The following is a 19,490-nucleotide window of genomic DNA, read 5'->3' on the forward strand; positions in this document are numbered from 1 at the left end:
CGCCACCCCTCACGGGCACCGAGCATACTTGCGCCGGTGAACGCGCTCCGGGCTCTCGTCGGTCCCCTGCTGCGCGGGGCCCTGACGCGGCCCGCGCTGACCGCCCGGGTCGTCCGTGACCGCATCACCGAGGACCCCGCCCGCCTCCCCGGACTGAACCGGCTCCCCCGCACCGCGGCCGGGCAGACCCGCGACCGCGCCCGGGCACTCGCCCGGGCGGGTGAGCTCTCCGCGGCCGTCGCGCTGCTCCCGGCGGGCGACCGCCTCCGCCGGCGCTACGAGGGGGAACTGCGCGCCTACGGCAAGGACCCGGTGCCCTCCCGCGGCGGCGAGCGCGTGGTCGGGACGCCCGGCCGCGTGCTGCACCTCGTCACCAACGCGCTCCCCTACGCCCAGGCGGGCTACACACTGCGGACGCACCGCATCCTGCGCGCACAGCGGGCGGCCGGGCTGGACCCGGTCGCGGTCACCCAGTGGGGCTGGCCCGCCCGCGACGGCCACCCGGAGGCGGCGCCGGCGGAGACGATCGACGGGATCGTCTACCACCGCCTGATCCCCACCGGCCGGATCCCGGCCGAGGCCGACCGTCGCCTGCAGCGCGGCGCGGACGCCGCGACCGAGCTCGTGCGCACGCTGCGCCCGAGCGTCCTGCACGCCGCGACCGACCACCGCAACGGCACCGTCGCCCTGGCCGTCCGCGAGCGGACCGGGCTGCCGGTGCTCTACGAGATCCGCGGCTTCCTCGAGGAGTCCTGGGCCGCCGGGGCCGCGCTCGACCCGAACGCGGACCTCGAGGCGACGATGCCCGAACGCATGCGTCTGCACCGGGACCGCGACACCGCGATCATGGCCGAGGCCGACCTGGTCGCGACGCTGTCGGAGACCATGCGCGCCGAGATCCTGAACCGCGGGATTCCGGCCGAGAAGATCGTGCTGACCCCGAACGCCGTCGACGCAGCACTTCTGACGCAGCATCACGACCGACCGGCCGCGCGCCGCGAGTGGGGCCTCGCCGACGACGAGTTCGTCGTCGGCACCGTGTCCAAGCTCGCCGCGTACGAGGGCTTCGACGTCCTGCTCCAGGCCGCCGCCCTGCTGCGGGACCGCGGGGCGAAGGTCCGGGTGCTCCTGGTCGGGGGCGGGCCGTTCCGGTCGACCCTCGACAAGCTCGCCGCCGAGCTCGGTCTGGGGCCGGAGCACCTGCTGATGCCCGGTCAGGTCGCCCCCGACGTGGCGCTGCGCGTGGTCGCCGCCCTGGACGTCTTCGTCTGCCCCCGTCTCGACCTGCGGGTGACCCGGCTGGTGACCCCGCTCAAACCGCTGGAGGCCATGGCCGCGGGCCGGCCGCTGGTCCTTTCGGATCTTCCTGCGCTCCGCGAGCTCGTCGACGAGCGCAGCGGCCCGACGCCCGGGCGAGTGGCGGCCGAGCTGGTCCGGCCGGGTGACGCGGAGTCCCTGGCCGCCGGTTTGGAGCGGTTGCGCACCGATTCCTCCCGGTGCGCGGAGTTGGCGGCGGCCGCGCGGGACGTCGTGGCCGAGCGGTTCACCTGGGACCGGCTGGCGGAGACGTATCGCGCCCTCTACGCCCGGCTGGGCACCCCGAACGCGTAACCTGGGAAGTCGATCACCGGGGGAAAACTGGCCCCGGCACGGCGGACTGGATGGGGACATGAGCGGCTTTCAGTACGACCTCGGCGTCATCGGCCTCGGCTACGTAGGCCTGCCGCTCGTGGTCGAGGCGGTGGCCGCCGGCATGCGCGTCGCCGGGGTCGACGCCAGCGAGCGCAAGGTCACCGGGCTGCTGGCCGGGCAGTCCCACGTCGACGACATCAGCGACGAGCAGGTCGCGCACCTGATCGCCACCAACTTCTTCCCCACCACCGACTCCACCGTGGTCGGCGACTGCGAGACGGTCGTCATCTGCGTCCCGACGCCGCTGGACGACGACCGCCGCCCCGACCTCGGCGCGGTCAACGCTGCGACCGCGGCCATCGCGGCCCACCTGAAGCCGGGTCAGCTCGTCGTGCTGGAGTCCACGACCTGGCCGGGCACCACGCGGGACGTCCTCCTGCCCGCGCTGGAGGCCGGCGGTCTCGAAGCGGGTTCGGACTTCTTCCTCGCGTTCTCGCCCGAGCGCATCGACCCGGGCAACCCGACCTTCGGCCTCCGCAACACCCCGAAGGTCGTCGGCGGTCACACGCTCGCGTGCCGGGACCGCGCCGTCGCGTTCTACGGGAAGATCGTCGAGACCGTCGTGCCGGTGAAGGGCACCGCCGAGGCCGAGATGGCCAAGCTGCTCGAGAACACCTACCGGCACGTGAACATCGCGCTCGTCAACGAGATGGCGATGTTCTGCAACGAGCTCGGCATCGACCTGTGGTCGGCGATCGACGCGGCCGCGACGAAGCCGTTCGGGTTCCAGGCGTTCCGCCCCGGCCCCGGCGTCGGCGGGCACTGCATCCCGATCGACCCGAACTACCTCTCGCACGCGGTTCGCAAGCTCGGCTACCCCTTCCACTTCGTGGAGCTGGCGCAGGAGGTCAACGAGCGCATGCCGGTGTACGTCGCCCAGCGCGCGACGCGGCTGCTCAACACCCAGCGCAAAGCGGTCAACGGCTCGAACATCCTGCTGCTGGGCGTGACCTACAAGCCCGACATCGCCGACGAGCGCGAGACCCCGGCGCTGCCGCTGGTCCGTCGCCTCCGGGCGCTCGGGGCCGAGGTCAGCTACTGCGACCCGCACGTCCCGTCGTGGAACGTCGACGGCACGCCGGTGCCGAAGGTCGACGACCTCGGCGACGGCGTCCGCCTCGCGGACCTGTCGATCCTGCTCGCGCCGCACCGCGCCTTCGACCTCGACGTGATCACCGGCGGGCAGCTCGTGCTGGACACCCGCGGCGTACTGACCGCGTCGTCCACGGTCGAGCGCCTCTGACGCGGAGGCGCCCAAGGTCATGCGCGTCCTCGTGATGACGGTCGTGCACCATCCGGAGGACGCCCGGATCCTGCACCGCGAGATCGCCTCGCTGACCGCGGCCGGGCACTCGGTCGTGTACGCGGCGCCGTTCTCGGCGCGCGGCGTGACGCCCCGGGACGGGCTGGAGGGCGTCGACCTGCCGCGCTCGGCCGGCCGCAACCGGCTCGGCGCGGTGAAGGCCGCCCGCGCCGCCTACCGGCGGCTGCGGGACGAGGTCGACATCACGGTCCTGCACGACCCCGAGCTGCTGCTCGCCGTCGCCGGCGCGCACCGCGGGCGCCCGGTGGTGTGGGACGTGCACGAGGACACCGCCGCCGCGCTCGGCATGAAGGCCTGGCTCCCCCGGCCGGCGCGGGTGCCGCTCGCGGCCGCCGTCCGCCTCGCGGAGAGCGCCGCGGAGCGCTCGGTGCACCTGCTGCTCGCCGAGCACGGCTACGTCGGCCGGTTCCGCCGCCCCCACCCGGTGGTGCCGAACCAGACACTGGTGCCCGCGCAGGTCCCGCCCCCGGGCGCGGACCGGGCCGTGTACCTCGGCGCGATCACCCTCGAGCGCGGCGCGGCCGAGATGGTCGCCGTCGCCCGCCGCCTCGCGCCCGAGGGTGTGCGGGTCGAGCTGATCGGCGGCGCCGACGCGGCCGCGACGCCGCTGCTGGAGCAGGCCGTCGCCGACGGTGTCCTCGACTGGGCCGGGTTCCAGCCCAACGACACCGCACTCGCCCGACTGCCCGGCGCCCTGACCGGCCTGTCCCTGCTGACCGACCAGCCGAACTACCGGCACTCGATGCCGACCAAGGTCATCGAGTACATGGCCCACGGGCTGCCGGTCGTCACCACCCCGAACCCGCCCGCGGCCGACCTCGTCACCCGGCACGGCTGCGGGACGGTCGTCGGCTGGGACGACCCCGCCGCCGCGGCCGCCGCGGTGCTGCGGCTGCGGGACGACGCCGAGCGGCGGGTCGCCTACGGCCGCCGCGGTCACGAGGCCGCCCTCGCCGAGCACGACTGGCGGACCGCCGGCGAGAAGTTCGTCGCCCAGCTGGAGGCCTGGGCGCGGGCCGGGTCCTGACCGTTCTCGAAGCGCTCAGTCCAGGACGAGGTCGTCGGAGGAGCTCGGCTCCTCCGCCGGCAGGGCGGTGCCCCACGCCGCGAGAAACGCGTCCGCGGCGGCGTCCATGCGCGCGAGCGTTCCGGCGGTCTCGGCGCCGATGCGCTCGGCGTTCGCCTCGCCGACCTCGTCGAGGATCTCCTCCTTGCTCCGGGTCGCGCGGAACAGGTTGTCGCCGCGGGTGCCGAGGAACTTGTTCATCGCCCCGAAGGACGGCCCGCCCTGGAGCAGGCGGTCGTAGCTGACGACCCCGATCCGGGGGTCGTTCGCGTCCAGGGCCGAGGAGTTGATGCGGTTCCACTCGTTCGCGAAGCGGGCGGCGTCGTTGCGGTCGGTCCAGCGCGCGCTGCGGGAGCGGAACACCGCCACCGGGTCGCGGTAGATCCACGCGACCTTGAGGTCGTAGTCCGCGAACGGGGCGAGAAACTCCGCCACCGGGGTCTTGAACACCGACTGGATCGGCTTGAGCAGCACCTTGTGCGGGGCGCAGGAGCGCAGGAAGCCGCGGATCTCCGGCTCCGGGCGCAGCTTCCACCGCGCGTACAGCTCACTGTTCGCCCGCTCGTTGAAGCCCATCACGTACGGGTCGAGCGAAAGGGACTGCCGCAGCGCGTTCGTCCCCGAGCGCTGCGAGCCGAGCACGAAGATCAGCGCCGGGCGCCGCCCGGGGCGGAGCTTCGAGATCACGCCGCTCACCCTAACGAGCGGTCCTCGTCCGGCAGGTCTCCGCGGTACCAGTCGTCGAGCAGGCTCTGCAGGTCCGAGGCGATCCAGACCGCCTCGCGCAGGTCGGGCTGCCAGAGGTACACGTCGGGCTCGGTGACCTCGTCACCCTCGAGCTCGTAGGCGAGCAGACGGCCGTCCCCTGCGTCGCCGAAGAACAGCAGGTCGTCGTCGGCGCCGTCGGGCAGCGCGGGGGTCGACCCCGCGGTGCGGAGCAGGACGTTCTCCTCGGCGATCCGCTCGGCCGGCCACACGGGCTCCCCACGACCGATGCCGACCACGCCGTCGGACTCCAGCAGCAGCGTGCGCAGGGCGTCGGGCAGGATCAGGCCGAGCCGGTCCTCGGCGTCGGCAAGGACGTCCGGATCCACCGGCTCGGTGAGCGCGATCGTGCCCTCAAGGGTGTCGAGGCCACGTAGCCATGCGGTCCACATCGCGGTTCAATCTAGCCGCCGGTGCTGGGAGTTCCCCTCAAGCACACGGCGATGTGGGGGACGAGCGCGCGCAGGGCGCGACCCCGGTGGCTGATCGCGTCCTTCTCCGCCGCGTCCATCTCGGCCGTGGTCCGGTCGTACCCGTTCGGACGAAAGATGGGGTCGTAGCCGAACCCGTTCTCGCCCCGCCGCTCCCGGAGCAGGACACCGACGACCTCGCCGGTCACGACCTCCGCCTCCCCCGACGGCAGAGCCAGCGCCGCGGCGCACGCGAAGTGGGCACCCCGCCGGTCGTCGGGGAGGTCGGCGAGCTGGCCGAGGACGAGGTCGAGGTTCGCCTCGTCGTCTCCGTGCTTCCCCGCCCAGCGGGCCGACAGGATGCCCGGCATCCCGTTCAGGGCGTCGACGCACAGCCCGGAGTCGTCCGCCACCGCCGGCAGCCCGGTCGCGGCCGCGACCGCGCGGGCCTTGAGGACCGCGTTCTCGGCGAACGTCGCGCCGGTCTCGGCGATGTCGGGCACCTCGGCGAACACCTCGGGCCCGGCGAGCTCGACGTCGAGCCCGGCCTCGTCGAGGATCCGGCGGAGCTCGGCGAGCTTCTTGGAATTGCGCGTGGCGAGGACCAGCTGGGGCTTCGCGGTCACCGGTTCCCCAGCGGGACAGCCAGCGCGTCGGCCTGAATGCGCGTCAGATCCGCACAGCCCTTGACGGCGAGGTCGAGCAGGGCGTCGAGCAGCTTGCGGTCGAAGGGCTCGCCCTCGGCGGTGCCCTGGACCTCGACGAAGCGCCCGTCGCCGGTGCAGACGACGTTCATGTCGGTCTCGGCGGCGACGTCCTCGACGTACTCCAGGTCGAGCCGGGGCTCGCCGTTGAGGATGCCGACGCTGACGGCCGCGACGGAGCCGGTCAGCGGCTCGCCGGCGAGCGCGCCCTTGGCGCGCAGCCACTCGACCGCGTCGGCGAGGGCGACGTACGCGCCGGTGATCGCCGCGGTGCGGGTGCCGCCGTCGGCCTGGAGGACGTCGCAGTCGAGCAGGATCGTGTTCTCCCCGAGCGCCTTGTAGTCGATGACCGCGCGCAGGCTGCGGCCGATGAGGCGGGAGATCTCGTGCGTGCGGCCGCCGAGCTTGCCCTTGACCGACTCGCGGTCGCCGCGGGTGTGCGTCGCGCGCGGGAGCATCGCGTACTCCGCGCTGACCCAGCCGAGGCCGGAGCCCTTGCGCCACCGGGGGACGCCCTGCGTCACCGACGCCGCGCACAGCACGCGGGTCTTGCCGAACTCGACGAGCACCGACCCCTCGGCGTGGTCGAGCCACTGCCGAGTGATGGTGACGGGACGGAGCTGGTCGTTCGCGCGGTTCTCGGGTCGAGGCATCCCGCGAGCCTAACCAGCCCCGTCCTCGGGGCCCGCGGTCAGGCCGCGCCGCTGCCGACGAGCAGCTCGCACGGGCCGGCGAAGCCACCGGCGGTCTCGAACCGGCGCAGCGCGGCCTCGATGTCGTCCCACACCGCGGGGCGCTCGTCCTCGGGCACGCCGCTGAGCATCTGATGCAGCGCCCCGAACGACTCGCGCTCGAACCGGACGCACTCCGCCGCCGAGCCGAGCAGCAGCGGCGCCGGCACGGTCTCCACGCGGACGTCGCTGAAGCCGGCGGCGGTCAGCGTCTCGGCGAGCACCCCGGGCGCGCCGAGGCTGAACGGGCCCGGCTGGCCCGGCGCCGGCGGCGGGAGCTGCGCGCGGGTCCGGATGATCGAGACCGGCAGCGAGAAGAACTCGTTCGCCGCCGGGGTCGAGTACACGATCGCGGCGAACCGTCCGCCGGGGCGCAGGGCGCGCCTGATCCCGGCGAGCGCGCGGGCCTGGTCCGGGAAGTAGATCAGCCCGACCCGGCAGATCGCGGCGTCGAACGCAGCGGCCGGCAGCGTCTCCAGCGTCTCGCCGTCGATCTCCCGCGTCGCGAGGTTGGTCAGCCCGGCCTCGGCCGCCACCTTCGCGGCGTAGGTGAGGATCGTCGGGGAGATGTCGGTGGCCAGCACCGAGCCGGCCGACCCGACCCGGCGGGCCGCGGCCAGGCTCTGCCCGCCCGCCCCGGCCGCGACGTCGAGCACCCGCGTCCCCGGGCCGACCCCCGCGGCGTCGAGCATCGCGAGCGTGGCCGGCCCGAGCCAGCTCTCCAGCGTCGGACCCCAGCGGTGCCAGGCCTCGGCGGCGTCCTCCCACTGGGCGCGGGTGGTCACCTTGTACTGCGTCGCGTCGAACTGCGTCGTGTCGAGTCTCGTGGCGGTCATGTCGTCCTCCAGGTCTGTGGTGTTCCCTCACCCCGTACGCGCCAGAAATCGGCGCCGGACCGGCTGAGCCGATCTGGCGATTCGCCAGACGACAGCGGGCCCGGTCGGGCGGAAGAATGCGGGGCGTGGGCGCCGAGGGCCTGATCGGCCGCGAACCCCTGCTCGCCCGGCTGGCCGACGCCGTCGAGCGGGCGGAGCACGGCGATCGCGTCGCCCTGCTCGTCAGCGGCGAGGCCGGGATCGGGAAGACCTCCCTGGTCCGCGCCGCGACGGCCGCGGCCGCCCGCCGCGGGCACCGCGTCGCCTGGGGCAGCTGCCCGGACACCCCGGGCGTCCCCGGCTTCTGGCCCTGGACGCAGGTGCTCGGCGCACTGATCCGCGATCTCGGTGCCGCCGCGGCCCGGAAGCTCGCCGGGGACGACGCGGGCCTGCTCGCCGTGCTCTCCCCCGCCCTCGGGTCGGTGGGGCGGAACCCCGCCACCGACCGGGACCGGCTGCTGCTGCTCGACGCGACGACGCGCTTCCTCGACGCCGTCGCCGCCGACGCGCCGGTGGTGATCGTGCTCGACGACCTCCACTGGGCCGACGACTCGACGCTGGCGCTGTTCGACTTCGTCGCCCGCTCCCCCGTCGCCGCGCGGCTGTGCCTGATCGGGTGCTTCCGTCCCGACGAGCTGCGGTCGAGCATCCGCGACCGCCTGTTGTCCGCCGGTGAGGTCGTCCCGGTCCCGGGAATCGATGCCGACGCCGTGCACCGGCTGATGGAGAGCGTGCGGAACACCGCGGTCGACCCCGTCGACGCCGCAGCCGTTGCCGCCCGCACCCAGGGGCACCCGTTCTTCGTCCGCGAGATCGCACTGCTCCCACCCGGGGGCACTGATCAGGTGCCCGCCGCCGCCTCGGATCTGATTGCCCGTCGGATCGGGCGCCTGTCCGACCGGACCCGGCGCGTGCTGGAGGCGATCGCGTTGCTGGGCACCACCCCGCGGCCCGACGTCCTGGCCCGGGCGCTCGAGCTGGACCCGACCGTCGTGGCCGACGCGACGCGCGAGGCGGTGGCGGCGGGGGTCCTGCTCCCGGACGGGCCCCGCTTCAGCCACGACCTCCTGCGCGAGACCGTCGTCGAGTCCGTGCCCGCCGCCGACCGCGTTGCGCTGCACCACGCCCTCGGCGAGGCGCTGACGGACCGCGCCGACCGCGCCGGTGACGTCGCCCCCACCGAGCTCGCGCGCCAGTTCGTCGCGGCGGTCGCCGTCGACGGCCCCGACCGCGCCCTGCAGTGGGCCCTCGCCGCCGCCGCGGCCGATCGCGACGCACTCGCGTTCGACGAGGCGGCCGGGCAGTTGCGGCGACTGCGCGCGGCGGTCGCGGACGCCGGTCTCGAGCTGGCGCCCGCCGCGATGTTCGAGGTGCTGCTCCTCGAGGCGGACGCGCTCGCCCGGGCCGGGGAGATGATCGAGGCACGCGGGCTGCTCCGCGCCGCCACGGACCTCAGCCGGCGCACCGCCGACCCGGACCGGATCGCCCGCGCGGCGCTCGCGGTCACCGCCCTCGGGGCGCGGTTCGCCGTGCGGCGCGACGACGTCGTCGCCGACCTGACGGCGGCACTCGACGCGGTCCGTGGCATCGACGACGCCCGCGAGGCCGAGGTGTGCGCGACGCTCGCACGCGAACTGCAGCACTCGGTCGCGGCCGACCGGCCGCGCGCCGGCCCGCTGAGCGAGCACGCCCTCCGCCTGGCTCGGAAAGCGGGCGACCCGGCGACGCTGCTCGCCTCGCTGTTCGCGCGGCACGACGTGCTGTGGGCACCCGGCACCGCGCCCGAACGCGCCGAGCTCGCCCGCGAGATCGTCGCCGTCGCCGACGCGTGCGGCGACCCCGAACGCCGCGCGGACGGTCTGCTGCTGCTCGCGACCGCACTGCTCGAGGAGGGCTCCCCCGCGTTCGAGCCCGCCCTCGACGAGGCGCTCGCTCTGCTCGACGGCCTGGGCCAGCCGCGGCACCGCTACCTCGCCCTGACCCGGCGCGCGTGCCTCGCCCTCCTCCGCGGCGACCTCGACGCGGCCGAGGACCTCATCGAGCGCGCGGCCGACCTCGGCGACCGCATCCGGGAGCCCGACACCGGCAACGTGCGGATGTCCCAGCGGATCGAGCTCGTCCGGGCCCGGGGCGAGGCCGCGGAGCTGCTCACCTTCGCGGCCGAGGCCGTCGCGCACTGGACCGGCGTCCCGATCCACGCTCACGCGGTCGCCGCCGGGTTCTGCGCCCGGGGCGGCGATCTCGCTGCGGCCGAGCGGCACCTGCGGACCGTCGCCGACCTCGGCGGCTGGCGGGCCGAGACGTCCTACCTGCGCGCGGTCTTCCTGCGCGAGCTCGCCGAGGCCGCGATCGCCGTCGGCGACCGGGAGCTGTGCGCCGACCTCGTCGCCCACACCGAACCGCTCGCCGCGACGTGCGGGGTGAACGCCTCGGTCGTCGCGTTCGCGGGCAGCTGGGCCCGGACCGCGGGCCGCCTGGCCGCCACCCTCGGCGACGCGGCGGCCGCCGCGACCCTGCTCGAGCGCGCCGCCGCCACTCACCGCCGACTCGGCGCGACCACGTTCGACGACGCCACGGCCGGCGGCCCGCGCGCCTCGTTCCACCGGGTCGGGACCGGGTGGCAGATCGGTTGGGACGGCGAGAGCGCGCTCCTGCGGCCCGCCCGCGGCCTGACCGATCTCGCGCAGCTGCTGGCCGCGGCCGGCCGGGAGGTGCACGTCCTCGACCTGATGGACGCCGCCGACCGGTCCGGCCCCGCGGGACCGGTGGCGGACGCCGCCGCGCTGCGGGCCTACCGCCGCCGGTTGGCGGAGCTCGAGGACTCGGGGAGTTCCGCGCCCGAGCGCGCCGCTCTCGTCGCCGAGCTCTCGCGACTGACGGACCGTCAGGGTCGCGCGCGGAACTGGGCGAACTCAACCACCGAACGCGCGCGCAAGGCGGTCTCGGCCCGGGTGCGGGACGCGATCCGCCGCATCGAGGGCGATCTGCCCGACCTCGCCGCGCACCTCGACCGCACGGTCGTCACCGGCAACTACTGCCGGTACCGCACCGACGAGGGTGTGGAGTGGGATGTCCGGGTGTCGCCCGGTCACTCATCCGGTCAGAGGACGTAGACCGCGCCGGGGTGCGCGAGGTCGATCGGGCCCTCGAAGTTGCCGGTGGCCTCGTTGAGCGTGCGCTCCGGGTCGTTCCACGGCGGGATGTGCGTGAGCACCAGCCGGTGGGCGCCGGCGCGGGCGGCGTGCTCGGCGGCCTCACGTCCGTTGAGGTGGATCTCCGGCACGTCGTCGCGACCGTCGTGGAACGAGGCCTCGCACAGGAACAGGTCGGAGTCCTTCGCCAGGCGGACCAGGCCGTCGCAGGCGCCGGTGTCGCCGGAGTAGGTGAGGACCTTGCCCTCGTGCTCGATCCGCAGGCCGTAGGCGTCGATCGGGTGCACGAGCAGGTCGGTGGTGATGCGCAGCGGGCCGAGCTCGAAGGCGCCGTCGGGGAACAGCGTGAAGTCGAACTCGCCGTGCATCCCGGGGTCCATCGGCAGGTCGTAGGCCCGGGCCATGCGGTCCGCGGAGTCGACCGGGCCGTAGACCGGGATCCGCGGGGCCGAGCCCTCCGGCCGGTACTTGCGCGCGACGTAGTAGCCGCACAGGTCCATGCAGTGGTCCGCGTGCAGGTGGGAGAGCAGCACGGCGTCGATGTCGTAGACGTCCGTGTAGCGCTGCAGGGCGCCCAGCGCCCCGGAGCCCATGTCGAGGAGCACCTTGTAGCCCTCGACCTCGAGCAGGTAGCAGCTCGCGGGCGACGCCGGCCCGGGGAAGGACCCCGAGCAGCCGATCACCGTCAGCTTCACGCGATAGCTCCCATCACGCCGACCGACCCCAGCGCCTCCACGACGCCGATGTCCGGTCCGAGGAACCGACGTCCCACGGCGGCGAACGGCTGCCGGTCCCCGGTGGCGAGGAACCGGTGCGTCGGAGCGGGCAGCTCCGCCGAACGCGTGAGACCTGAGTCGACGAGTACCCGGTACACGTCCTTGGCAGTCTCGTCGGCGGACGAGACGAGGGTGACACCGTCGCCCAGGACGTGCGCGAGCACGCCGGTGAGCAACGGGTAGTGCGTGCAGCCGAGGACGACCGTGTCGACACCGGCCTCCTGCAGCGGAGCGAGGTACTCGGTGGCGACGGCGAGCACCTCGTCGCCGGAGGTCCGGCCCCGCTCGGCGAACTCGACGAACCGCGGGCAGGCCGTCACGGTCAGTTCGATCTGGGGGGCGGCGGCGAAGGCGTCCTCGTAGGCCTTGGACGTCTTCGTCGCCTGCGTGCAGATGACGCCGACGCGGGAATTGCGGGTGGCCGCGACGGCCCGGCGCACGGCGGGGCGGATGACCTCGACGACCGGTACCGGGTACCGCTCTCGGGCGTCGCGCAGCACCGCGGCGGAGGCGGTGTTGCAAGCGATCACGAGCAGTTTCACGCCTTCGTCGACGAGATGGTCCAGAACGTCCAGGGCGAGGGCGCGCACCTGGGCGATCGGGCGGGGACCGTAGGGCGCGTGAGCCGTGTCACCGACATAAACGATGGGCTCGGCGGGCAACTGATCCAGCACCGCGCGAGCCACCGTCAGTCCTCCGACTCCACTGTCGAAGATGCCGATGCCTGCCTCAGACATATGCCAAGACGGTAAGGGAGACGGCGGGGAAACAGCGGGGAAACCCGCGGTCAGCTTGGTCACACTTCGCAGGTGACGCGGCGTTTTGCCCGGACAGATGTGCTAAATTTTGTTAGCACTTTCGGCTCGTTCAGCTAGCACTCCGACACGTGCGGTGAACACTCCCGCGAGGTGCTGCTCAGGCCCAGAGCTGGCCTTCGAGAGCCTCTTCGGCCTCGGCGATCGTGCCGGAGTAGGCCCCGGTCGACAGGTACTTCCAGCCGCCGTCGGCGACGACGAACGCGATGTCGGCCTGCTCGCCGGCCGCCATCGACTTCGCGGCCTGGGCGAGGGCGGCGTGCAGGATCGCACCGGTGGAGATGCCGGCGAAGATGCCCTCCTCCTCGACCAGCTGCCGGGTGCGCCGGACCGCGTCGCGGGGGCCGACGGAGAACCGCGCGTCGATCAGGGACGCGTCGTAGAGCTCGGGCACGAAGCCCTCGTCCATGTTGCGCAGGCCGTAGACGAGCTCGCCGTAGCGGGGTTCCGCGGCGACGATCCGGACCTCGGGCTTGTGGTCCCGGAAGAAGCGGCCGACGCCCATCAGCGTCCCGGTGGTGCCGAGACCGGCGACGAAGTGCGTGATCGAGGGCAGGTCCTCGAGCAGCTCGGGCGCGGTGCCCTCGTAGTGCGCCTGCGGGTTCGCGGGGTTGCCGTACTGGTAGAGCATCACCCAGTCGGGGTGCTCCTCCGCGAGCCGCTTCGCGACGCGGACGGCCTCGTTCGAGCCGCCCGCGGCCGGCGAGGACACGATCTCCGCGCCGAACATCAGCAGGATCTGCCGGCGTTCCTCGGAGGTGTTCTCCGGCATCACGCAGACCATCCGGTAGCCGCGCTGCTTGGCGGCCATCGCGAGCGAGATACCGGTGTTGCCGGACGTCGGCTCGAGGATCGTGCAACCGGGCCTGAGCCGGCCGTCCTTCTCCCCGTCGAGGATCATCCGCAGCGCGGCGCGGTCCTTGATCGAGCCCGTCGGGTTGTGGTCCTCGAGCTTCGCCCACAGCCGTACGTCCGCGGACGGCGACAGCCGCGGCAGGCCCACCAACGGGGTCCGGCCGACGGAGTCGAGCAGGGAGTCGAAGCGCACGGGGACGAGGGTTCGCGGCGTCAGCGCGACGTCAGGGCGGCGTCAGCCGCCGGCCACGGCCGGGAGGACCGTGACGCTGTCGCCGTCCTTGAGCTCGGTCTGGAGCCCGCCGAGGAAGCGGACGTCCTCGTCGTTCAGGTACACGTTGACGAAGCGGCGCAGGCCGTTCTCGTCCACGAGCCGGGCGCGCAGGCCCGCGTGGCGGCTCTCGAGGTCGTCGAACAGCTCGTCGAGCGTCTTGCCCTCGCCGTTCACGGCCTTCTCGCCGCCGGTGTACTGGCGCAGGATCGTCGGGATCCGGACCTCGATCGCCATCGGGCTGCTCTCCTCGTGTTCTTCGGTTCGTGCTTCGGGGTGCTTCGGGGTGCTGCCCGCGCAAACCGTGCACGAGCGGTGGACATTCCGAGCGGTCATTCTCCCCCGCGCCCCGGGGTGGGTGCTGGGCGGGAGATCGTGCGGGGATCAGTCGTAGCTGGTGACGACGTTCACCGGTTCCTCGGTGACCTCGCCGTCCACGATGCGGAACGAGCGGAACTCCACCTCGTCGGGTTCCCGGGTGGACACCAGCACGTAGTGGGCGTCCGGCTCCGACGCGTAGTGGATGTCGGTGCGGGACGGGTACGCCTCGGTCGCGGTGTGCGAGTGGTAGACGACCACCGGCACCTCGTCGTTTGCGTCCATCTCCTTGTACAGGCGCAGCAGGTCCATCGAGTCGAACTCGTAGAACGTGGTCGAGCGCGCCGCGTTGGCCATGGGGATGAAGCGCACCGGGCGGTCCGAGCCGATCGGGCCCGCGATCACGCCACAGGCCTCGTCGGGGTGGTCGGCGCGGGCGTGGGCGATGATCGCCTCGCGGAGCGACGCTTCGATGGTCAGCACGGGGCCAGATTATCCAGGACCGACCGGACCACTTGTCCGGACGTTATCTCGCGACCCGGATCAGGCCGTCCTGGAGCGCGGACAGCCATTCGTACAGGTAGTAGAGCGGCAGCCGGGGGTCCTCGGGCGGGAGGGCCGCCATCTGCTCGACGTAGCCCTCCTCCAGCTCCAGCCGGGTGCCGATCGTCAGCCGCAGGTCGTTGATCGCGTACATCCAGGCGTGGACCTGCTCGCGGTCCAGCCGGACGGGCTCGGTGCCGTCGCCCAGCGTCGCGAGCATCGTGTTCAGGTTGCCCCGCTTGAAGGCGATCACGTCGGACTCGCTGTAGCGGCGGAACTCGCCGGTCGCCTCGACGTCGTCCGGGTACGCGTCCGGCAGCAGGCGCGCGAGCGCGGGGTCGTCCGGGCGCGTCTTCTCCTCGTTGTCCGCGAACGGGTCGAGGACGCCGGGGATCACCGACTCCGTGCCGCCGCGGGGCGTGTCCCGGTCTCGCGAGTCGAACAGCTCCGCCATCTGCTCACAAGCGCTGCGCACGACTCGCACCTCGTGCTCGTCGAGGGCGACGGTGATCACGCCGCCGCGTTCGCGCTTGATGTCCAGACTCACCCGGCGATTGTGTCGGGCGCGCTCAGTCGTCCTTCTGCAGGGTCGCCCACAGGCCGAACCCGTGCATGGCGCTGACGTCGCGCTCCATCTCCTCGCGAGAGCCGGTCGAGACGACGGCGCGGCCCTCGTGGTGGACGTCGAGCATGAGCTTGGTGGCCTGCTTCTTGCTGTAGCCGAAGTAGGTCTGGAACACGTACGTCACGTACGACATGAGGTTGATCGGGTCGTTCCAGACGATGGTCACCCAGGGAACGTCCGTGCGGAGCTGCTCGGAGGCCTCCGGCTGCTCGAGCTCGACGGGTGCGACCGACATGCCTCCATCTTGCACCCCACGAGCGGCGGCTGGTCCGGTGCGCCCCGCTCTGCTCGACGGTGTGCGCGACGCGGCGCGCGGCGTTGCCGGGAGTTGTCGGTGCCCGCCCCTAGCGTCGTGGGTATGCGGCTGCTGCACACCTCGGACTGGCATCTCGGGCGCTCCCTGCACCGGGCGGACCTCGCCCCGGCGCAGGCCGCGTTCCTCGACCACCTCGTCGAGACGGTGCGGGCCGAGCGCGTCGACGCGGTGCTGGTCCCCGGCGACGTGTACGACCGCGCGCTGCCCCCGCTGGAGGCCGTCGACCTGCTCAACGACGCTCTGTTCCGGCTCCGCGAGGCCGGCGCGCGGGTGGTCGTGACCAGCGGCAACCACGACTCGGCGAAGCGGCTCGGCGTCCACGACCGGCTGGTCGACGCCGCCGGCGTGCACCTGCGGACGCGGGTCTCCGACGTCGGCACCCCGGTGGTGCTGGAGGACCGGCACGGGCCGGTCGCGGTCTACCCGATCCCCTACCTGGAGCCCGCGGCGGTGGGGGCGGACGACCTGCCCCCGCTGCCGAGCACGGGGGCCCCCGCCGCCGGGCACTCCTGCGACGAGGAGGTCCCGACCCGCGGGCACGCGCACGTGCTCGGCCGCGCGATGGCCGCGGTCCGGGCCGACCGGGAGTCCCGCGGCGGCCGGTCCGTCGTCATGGCCCACGGCTGGGTGACCGGCGGCGCCGCCTGTGAGTCCGAGCGGGACATCACCGTCGGGGGCGTGGGTGCCGTCTCCGCCGCGCTGTTCGACGGCGTCGACTACGTCGCCCTCGGGCACCTGCACGGCCCGCAGACGCTCTCGGACCGGCTGCGCTACAGCGGTTCGCCGCTCGCCTACTCCTTCTCCGAGGCCGGGCACCGCAAGGGCTCATGGCTGGTGGAGCTCGACGCGTCCGGCCTGAGCCGGGTCGAGTTCGTGCCGGCGCCGACTCCGCGGGCCCTGGCGGTCGTGCGCGGGAACCTCGAGGAGCTGCTGTCCGACCCGGCGCTGGAGGGCCACGTCGACGACTTCGTCAGCGTGACGCTGACCGACGTCGTCCGCCCCGCGGCGGCGATGGACCGGCTGCGCACCCGGTTCCCGCACGTGCTCGTCCTGACCTGGGAGCCGGTCGGGGCGCTGGTCGACGAGCGCGGGTACACCGAGCGGGTGCGCGGCCGCTCCGACCTCGCCGTGGCCGCCGACTTCGTCGCCCACGTGCGCGGGGCCGGCGTCACCGGCGAGGAGGTCGCCCTGCTGGAGCAGGCCTTCGAGGCGGTGCGCGTGGCCGAGGACGCGGACCCGTTCGCGGCACCCGGCACGCTGTTCGCGGGCCTGGAGGGTGTGGCGTGAGGCCGCACTCCCTGGAGGTCACGGCGTTCGGGGCGTTCGCCGGCACCGTGCGGGTGGACTTCGACGACCTGGCCTCCTCCGGGCTGTTCCTGCTCCACGGCGAGACCGGGGCCGGCAAGTCGACGCTGCTCGACGCGCTCGGCTTCGCGCTCTACGGCCGGGTGCCGGGTGAGCGCGGGATCGTGCGGCGGCTGCGGTCGGACCACGCGGGCGCGACCGAGCGGACGTCGGTGCGCCTGGAGGTCACGATCGGCGGGCGCCGGTTACGGATCACCCGTACGCCCGAGCAGTCCCGACCGAAGGTCCGCGGCGAGGGCAGAACGACCGAGCCGGCGAAGGTGCTGCTGGAGCGCTGGACCGGGGCCGGGTGGGACCTGGTCTCCAACCGCGTCGGCGAGGCGGACGACGAGATCACGACCCGCCTCGGCATGACGGCGGATCAGTTCTTCCAGGTGATCCTGCTGCCGCAGGGCGAGTTCGCGCGCTTCCTGCGCGCGCCGTCCGACGAGCGGGTCGTCCTGCTCGAGCGGCTCTTCGGCACGGACCGGTTCCGCGACGTCGAGCAGTGGCTCGCCGAGCGCCGCCGGACGACGAGCGCGACCCTCGACCGGCGCCGGGACGGCATCGCCCAGCGAGTCGCACTGATCGCCTCGATCGCCGAGGTCGAGCCGCCCGCCGGCCTGCCCGACGCCCTGTGGGCGTCGGACCTGAGTGCCACGGCCGCCGCGGCGGTCGACATCGCCGTACGGACCGTCGCCGAGCGCGGCGTGGACCTCGAGAACGCCCGGGCCGCGGCCGAGGCGACGCGCGCGCTGGCCCGCCGCCAGGAGCGGCGGGTCGAGGCCGACCGGAGGGCGGCCGAACTCGCGGCGGCCGAACCGGCGATCGCGGCCCTGGCCGCCGAGTGCGAGGCCGCGACCGCGGCCGCCGGGGTGCTGCCGCTCCTGACGGCCCTGCAGTCCGCCGACCGGTCGCGGGCGCAGGCGCGCGAACTCGACCGCGCGGCGCGGGAGCGCGCGGTGGCCGCCGGGGCGGGCCCGGCCGACGGTCCCGCCGCGCTGCGCGCGGCCGCCCGGGAGTGCGAACGGCGCTCGGGCAGCCTCGCCGACCTGCACGCGGTGGCGGCCGACGTGGCCGCGGAGGAGCGCGCGGCCGCCGCCGCCCGCGCGAGTGCCGCCGAGCTGGCGACGCAGCTGGCCGCCGCGGCGAAGGCGGGTCCGGCGCTCGCGGAGCGGCGCACCGCGCTGCTCGCCCGGCGCGAGGGCGCGCGTGATGCGGCGGTGCAGCTGCCCGCCGCCCAGCGGACGGCGGACGCCCTGGCCGACGCCGCCCGAACCGCCGCCGAACTGGCTCAGGAGTCCACTTCCGCCGAGGAACTGAGGCAGCGTCACCTCGAAGCGCGTGAGCACGCGCAGACGCTCGCCGAGGAGCACCTGCGGCTCCGGCGCGACCGGATCGACGCCATGGCCGCCGAGCTGGCCGCGCGCCTCGAGGAGGGCACGCCGTGCCCCGTGTGCGGCTCGCTCGACCACCCGGACAAACCGGTGCTCTCCCCCGGCCGCGTCACGCGCGGGCAGGAGGAGGCGGCCGGCGCCGCCGCCGAGCAGGCTCGGGCCGCGGCCGAGACCGTGGGCGCGGCCCACGCCGCCGCGGTCGCGAAGGTCGAGTCGGCCCGCGGACGGCTCGGTGCGATGGCCGGAACGCCGGCCGACGAGCTCGCCGCCCGCGCGAAACAGGCGGCCGCCAAGCGGGACGAGCTCGCCACGGTCGCCGCGACCGCCACCACCGTCGACGCCGCGCTCGCGGACGTCGACGGCTCGATCGCCGAGCTCGCCCAGGTGACCACCAAGGCCGAGGAGGCCCGCGCCGGCGCCGAGCGCGACGCCGCGGCCGCGGACACCCGCGCGGCCCGGTTGCGCGCGACGCTGGCCGAGCGGCTCGACGGCGCCCCGGATCTGGCCACCGCGATCGCCGCGGCGGCCGAGGGTGCCGCCGCGCGCACCGCCGCCGCCGACGCGCGGGAGGCGCTCGATCGGGCCGAGACCGCCCGGACCGAGGCCCGAACCGCGGCGGTCACCGCCGCCGACGACGCCGGCTTCCCCGACCTGGACGCCGCCGCCGGTGCGGTGCGCGACGCGTCGTGGCGGGCCCAGGCCGCCGAGCGGGTCCGCGCCCACCGGGCCGCGGTCGACGGCGTCGCCGCCGTCCTCGCCGACCCGGACCTCGACGTGCCCACGATGCCCCCGGCCGACCTGGAGGCCGCCGCGGCTGCCGTCGCGCGCGCCACGACGGACCATCAGAACGCGGTGATCGCCCTCGCCGACGCCCGCGGCCGCGTCAGCCAGTTGGGCACGCTGGTCCCCGCCCTGGTCGACGACCTCGCGGCACTGCCCGGCATCGCGACCGAGGCGGAGCGGATCAAGTCCCTCGCCGAGCTCGTCGCCGGCCAGGGCGCGAACACCCGGCGCATGACGCTGTCGGCGTTCGTCCTCGCGGCACGGCTGGAGGAGGTCGCCACGGTCGCGAGCGAGCGGCTGCTGCGCATGACGCAGGGGCGGTATTCGCTCGTGCACACCGACACCGGCCGCGACGGCCGCCGCCGCGCCGGCCTCGGCCTGCTCGCCCGCGACAACTGGACCGGCGTCGACCGCGACACCGCGACCCTGTCCGGCGGCGAGACGTTCCTCGCGAGCCTCGCCCTCGCCCTCGGCCTCGCCGACGTCGTCTGCGCCGAGGCCGGTGGGGCCCGCCTCGAGTCGCTGTTCGTCGACGAGGGCTTCGGCAGCCTCGACTCCGAGACCCTCGACGAGGTCATGGACGTCCTCGACGGCCTCCGCGAGGGCGGCCGCATCGTCGGCGTCGTCAGCCACGTTGCCGAGCTGAAGCAGCGCATCCCCGCCCAGCTCCACGTCCGCAAGCGGGAGACCGGCTCCGACGTCGTCGCCGTCGTCGCCTGACCGCCGAA

18 protein-coding genes are annotated in these 19,490 nt (G+C 74.3%); 6 read left to right on the top strand and 12 right to left on the bottom strand.

Translation table 11 applies throughout. The annotated features are described in order from the left end of the window. The first annotated feature begins 36 nt into the window (after nt 1–36). Genes SPOPO_RS31750 through SPOPO_RS0126025 form a run of 3 tightly spaced genes read left to right on the top strand, consistent with a single transcriptional unit; the run spans nt 37 to nt 4,043 of the window. Entirely contained in the window at nt 37–1,611 is a 1,575-nt protein-coding gene (locus tag SPOPO_RS31750) for a glycosyltransferase family 4 protein (RefSeq protein WP_019878151.1), read from the top strand. Nucleotides 1,612–1,669: 58 nt separating this feature from the next. Then, nucleotides 1,670–2,935, top strand: coding sequence for a nucleotide sugar dehydrogenase (locus SPOPO_RS0126020; protein ID WP_019878152.1), 1,266 nt, complete (start codon nt 1,670–1,672; stop codon nt 2,933–2,935). Nucleotides 2,936–2,954: 19 nt separating this feature from the next. Continuing rightward, nucleotides 2,955–4,043 carry a glycosyltransferase gene (locus SPOPO_RS0126025; protein WP_019878153.1) on the top strand — a complete coding sequence of 363 codons (1,089 nt, stop codon included), beginning with the start codon at nt 2,955–2,957 and terminating at the stop codon, nt 4,041–4,043. Between the two features lie 15 nt (nt 4,044–4,058). Here the strand turns inward: SPOPO_RS0126025 and SPOPO_RS0126030 are convergent, their stop codons facing one another. The 5 genes from SPOPO_RS0126030 to SPOPO_RS0126050 are packed head-to-tail and all read right to left on the bottom strand — an operon-like array spanning nt 4,059 to nt 7,528. Further along, entirely contained in the window at nt 4,059–4,769 is a 711-nt protein-coding gene (locus SPOPO_RS0126030; RefSeq protein WP_156870271.1) for a sulfotransferase family protein, read from the bottom strand. Nucleotides 4,770–4,774: 5 nt separating this feature from the next. After that, nucleotides 4,775–5,239: an SMI1/KNR4 family protein gene (locus tag SPOPO_RS33340; RefSeq protein WP_019878155.1), complete on the bottom strand. Its 465-nt coding sequence runs from the start codon at nt 5,237–5,239 to the stop codon at nt 4,775–4,777. Nucleotides 5,240–5,250: 11 nt separating this feature from the next. After that, complete coding sequence (gene rdgB / locus SPOPO_RS0126040) at nt 5,251–5,883, bottom strand: RdgB/HAM1 family non-canonical purine NTP pyrophosphatase (RefSeq protein WP_019878156.1); 633 nt, start codon at nt 5,881–5,883, stop codon at nt 5,251–5,253. Next, nucleotides 5,880–6,614, bottom strand: a complete 735-nt coding sequence (rph, locus tag SPOPO_RS0126045; protein ID WP_019878157.1) for a ribonuclease PH — start codon at nt 6,612–6,614, stop codon at nt 5,880–5,882. The genes rdgB and rph overlap by 4 nt, the downstream gene beginning before the upstream one ends. A gap of 38 nt (nt 6,615–6,652) precedes the next feature. Then, nucleotides 6,653–7,528, bottom strand: coding sequence for a class I SAM-dependent methyltransferase (locus tag SPOPO_RS0126050; RefSeq protein WP_019878158.1), 876 nt, complete (start codon nt 7,526–7,528; stop codon nt 6,653–6,655). Nucleotides 7,529–7,653: 125 nt separating this feature from the next. On the opposite strand from SPOPO_RS0126050, the gene SPOPO_RS0126055 reads away from it, so the two are divergent. After that, nucleotides 7,654–10,680 carry an ATP-binding protein gene (locus SPOPO_RS0126055; RefSeq protein ID WP_019878159.1) on the top strand — a complete coding sequence of 1,009 codons (3,027 nt, stop codon included), beginning with the start codon at nt 7,654–7,656 and terminating at the stop codon, nt 10,678–10,680. On the opposite strand, the gene SPOPO_RS0126060 is transcribed toward SPOPO_RS0126055, so the two are convergent. The 7 genes from SPOPO_RS0126060 to clpS all read right to left on the bottom strand — a co-directional run bounded on the left by SPOPO_RS0126060 (nt 10,668) and on the right by clpS (nt 15,157). After that, complete coding sequence (locus SPOPO_RS0126060) at nt 10,668–11,414, bottom strand: MBL fold metallo-hydrolase (RefSeq protein ID WP_019878161.1); 747 nt, start codon at nt 11,412–11,414, stop codon at nt 10,668–10,670. The two genes, SPOPO_RS0126055 and SPOPO_RS0126060, sit on opposite strands and share 13 nt — an antisense overlap. After that, nucleotides 11,411–12,232: a glutamate racemase gene (gene murI, locus SPOPO_RS0126065; protein WP_033385201.1), complete on the bottom strand. Its 822-nt coding sequence runs from the start codon at nt 12,230–12,232 to the stop codon at nt 11,411–11,413. The genes SPOPO_RS0126060 and murI overlap by 4 nt, the downstream gene beginning before the upstream one ends. Nucleotides 12,233–12,410: 178 nt before the next feature. Continuing rightward, nucleotides 12,411–13,358, bottom strand: a complete 948-nt coding sequence (locus tag SPOPO_RS0126070; protein ID WP_019878163.1) for a PLP-dependent cysteine synthase family protein — start codon at nt 13,356–13,358, stop codon at nt 12,411–12,413. Nucleotides 13,359–13,400: 42 nt separating this feature from the next. Beyond that, nucleotides 13,401–13,673, bottom strand: a complete 273-nt coding sequence (locus SPOPO_RS0126075) for a MoaD/ThiS family protein (RefSeq protein WP_019878165.1) — start codon at nt 13,671–13,673, stop codon at nt 13,401–13,403. A gap of 147 nt (nt 13,674–13,820) precedes the next feature. Beyond that, nucleotides 13,821–14,237, bottom strand: a complete 417-nt coding sequence (locus SPOPO_RS0126080; RefSeq protein ID WP_019878166.1) for a M67 family metallopeptidase — start codon at nt 14,235–14,237, stop codon at nt 13,821–13,823. Nucleotides 14,238–14,280: 43 nt separating this feature from the next. Then, on the bottom strand, nt 14,281–14,844 hold the full coding sequence (locus SPOPO_RS0126085; RefSeq protein WP_019878167.1) for a DUF2017 domain-containing protein: 564 nt from the start codon (nt 14,842–14,844) through the stop codon (nt 14,281–14,283). 22 nt (nt 14,845–14,866) lie between these two features. Next, nucleotides 14,867–15,157, bottom strand: coding sequence for an ATP-dependent Clp protease adapter ClpS (clpS, locus tag SPOPO_RS0126090; RefSeq protein ID WP_019878168.1), 291 nt, complete (start codon nt 15,155–15,157; stop codon nt 14,867–14,869). A 123-nt stretch (nt 15,158–15,280) separates the two neighbouring features. Here clpS and SPOPO_RS0126095 point away from each other — a divergent pair, with 123 nt between their 5' ends. Both SPOPO_RS0126095 and SPOPO_RS0126100 read left to right on the top strand, forming a co-directional pair. Then, nucleotides 15,281–16,525: an exonuclease SbcCD subunit D gene (locus SPOPO_RS0126095; RefSeq protein ID WP_019878169.1), complete on the top strand. Its 1,245-nt coding sequence runs from the start codon at nt 15,281–15,283 to the stop codon at nt 16,523–16,525. After that, nucleotides 16,522–19,482: an AAA family ATPase gene (locus tag SPOPO_RS0126100; protein WP_019878170.1), complete on the top strand. Its 2,961-nt coding sequence runs from the start codon at nt 16,522–16,524 to the stop codon at nt 19,480–19,482. Before SPOPO_RS0126095 ends, SPOPO_RS0126100 begins: the two co-directional genes overlap by 4 nt. Nucleotides 19,483–19,490 lie beyond the last annotated feature (8 nt).

Source organism: Sporichthya polymorpha DSM 43042, assembly GCF_000384115.1.
In the GTDB taxonomy this organism is placed as follows: Bacteria; Actinomycetota; Actinomycetes; order Sporichthyales; family Sporichthyaceae; genus Sporichthya; species Sporichthya polymorpha.

Excerpts from the sequence above, each read along its gene's own strand:
- SPOPO_RS0126020 (WP_019878152.1), top strand. The coding sequence starts at position 1,670 with ATGAGCGGCTTTCAGTACGACCTCGGCGTCATCGGCCTCGGCTACGTA.
- SPOPO_RS0126025 (WP_019878153.1), top strand. The coding sequence starts at position 2,955 with ATGCGCGTCCTCGTGATGACGGTCGTGCACCATCCGGAGGACGCCCGG.
- SPOPO_RS33340 (WP_019878155.1), bottom strand. The coding sequence starts at position 5,239 with ATGTGGACCGCATGGCTACGTGGCCTCGACACCCTTGAGGGCACGATC.
- rph (WP_019878157.1), bottom strand. The coding sequence starts at position 6,614 with ATGCCTCGACCCGAGAACCGCGCGAACGACCAGCTCCGTCCCGTCACC.
- SPOPO_RS0126050 (WP_019878158.1), bottom strand. The coding sequence starts at position 7,528 with ATGACCGCCACGAGACTCGACACGACGCAGTTCGACGCGACGCAGTAC.
- murI (WP_033385201.1), bottom strand. The coding sequence starts at position 12,232 with ATGTCTGAGGCAGGCATCGGCATCTTCGACAGTGGAGTCGGAGGACTG.
- SPOPO_RS0126075 (WP_019878165.1), bottom strand. The coding sequence starts at position 13,673 with ATGGCGATCGAGGTCCGGATCCCGACGATCCTGCGCCAGTACACCGGC.
- clpS (WP_019878168.1), bottom strand. The coding sequence starts at position 15,157 with ATGTCGGTCGCACCCGTCGAGCTCGAGCAGCCGGAGGCCTCCGAGCAG.
- SPOPO_RS0126095 (WP_019878169.1), top strand. The coding sequence starts at position 15,281 with ATGCGGCTGCTGCACACCTCGGACTGGCATCTCGGGCGCTCCCTGCAC.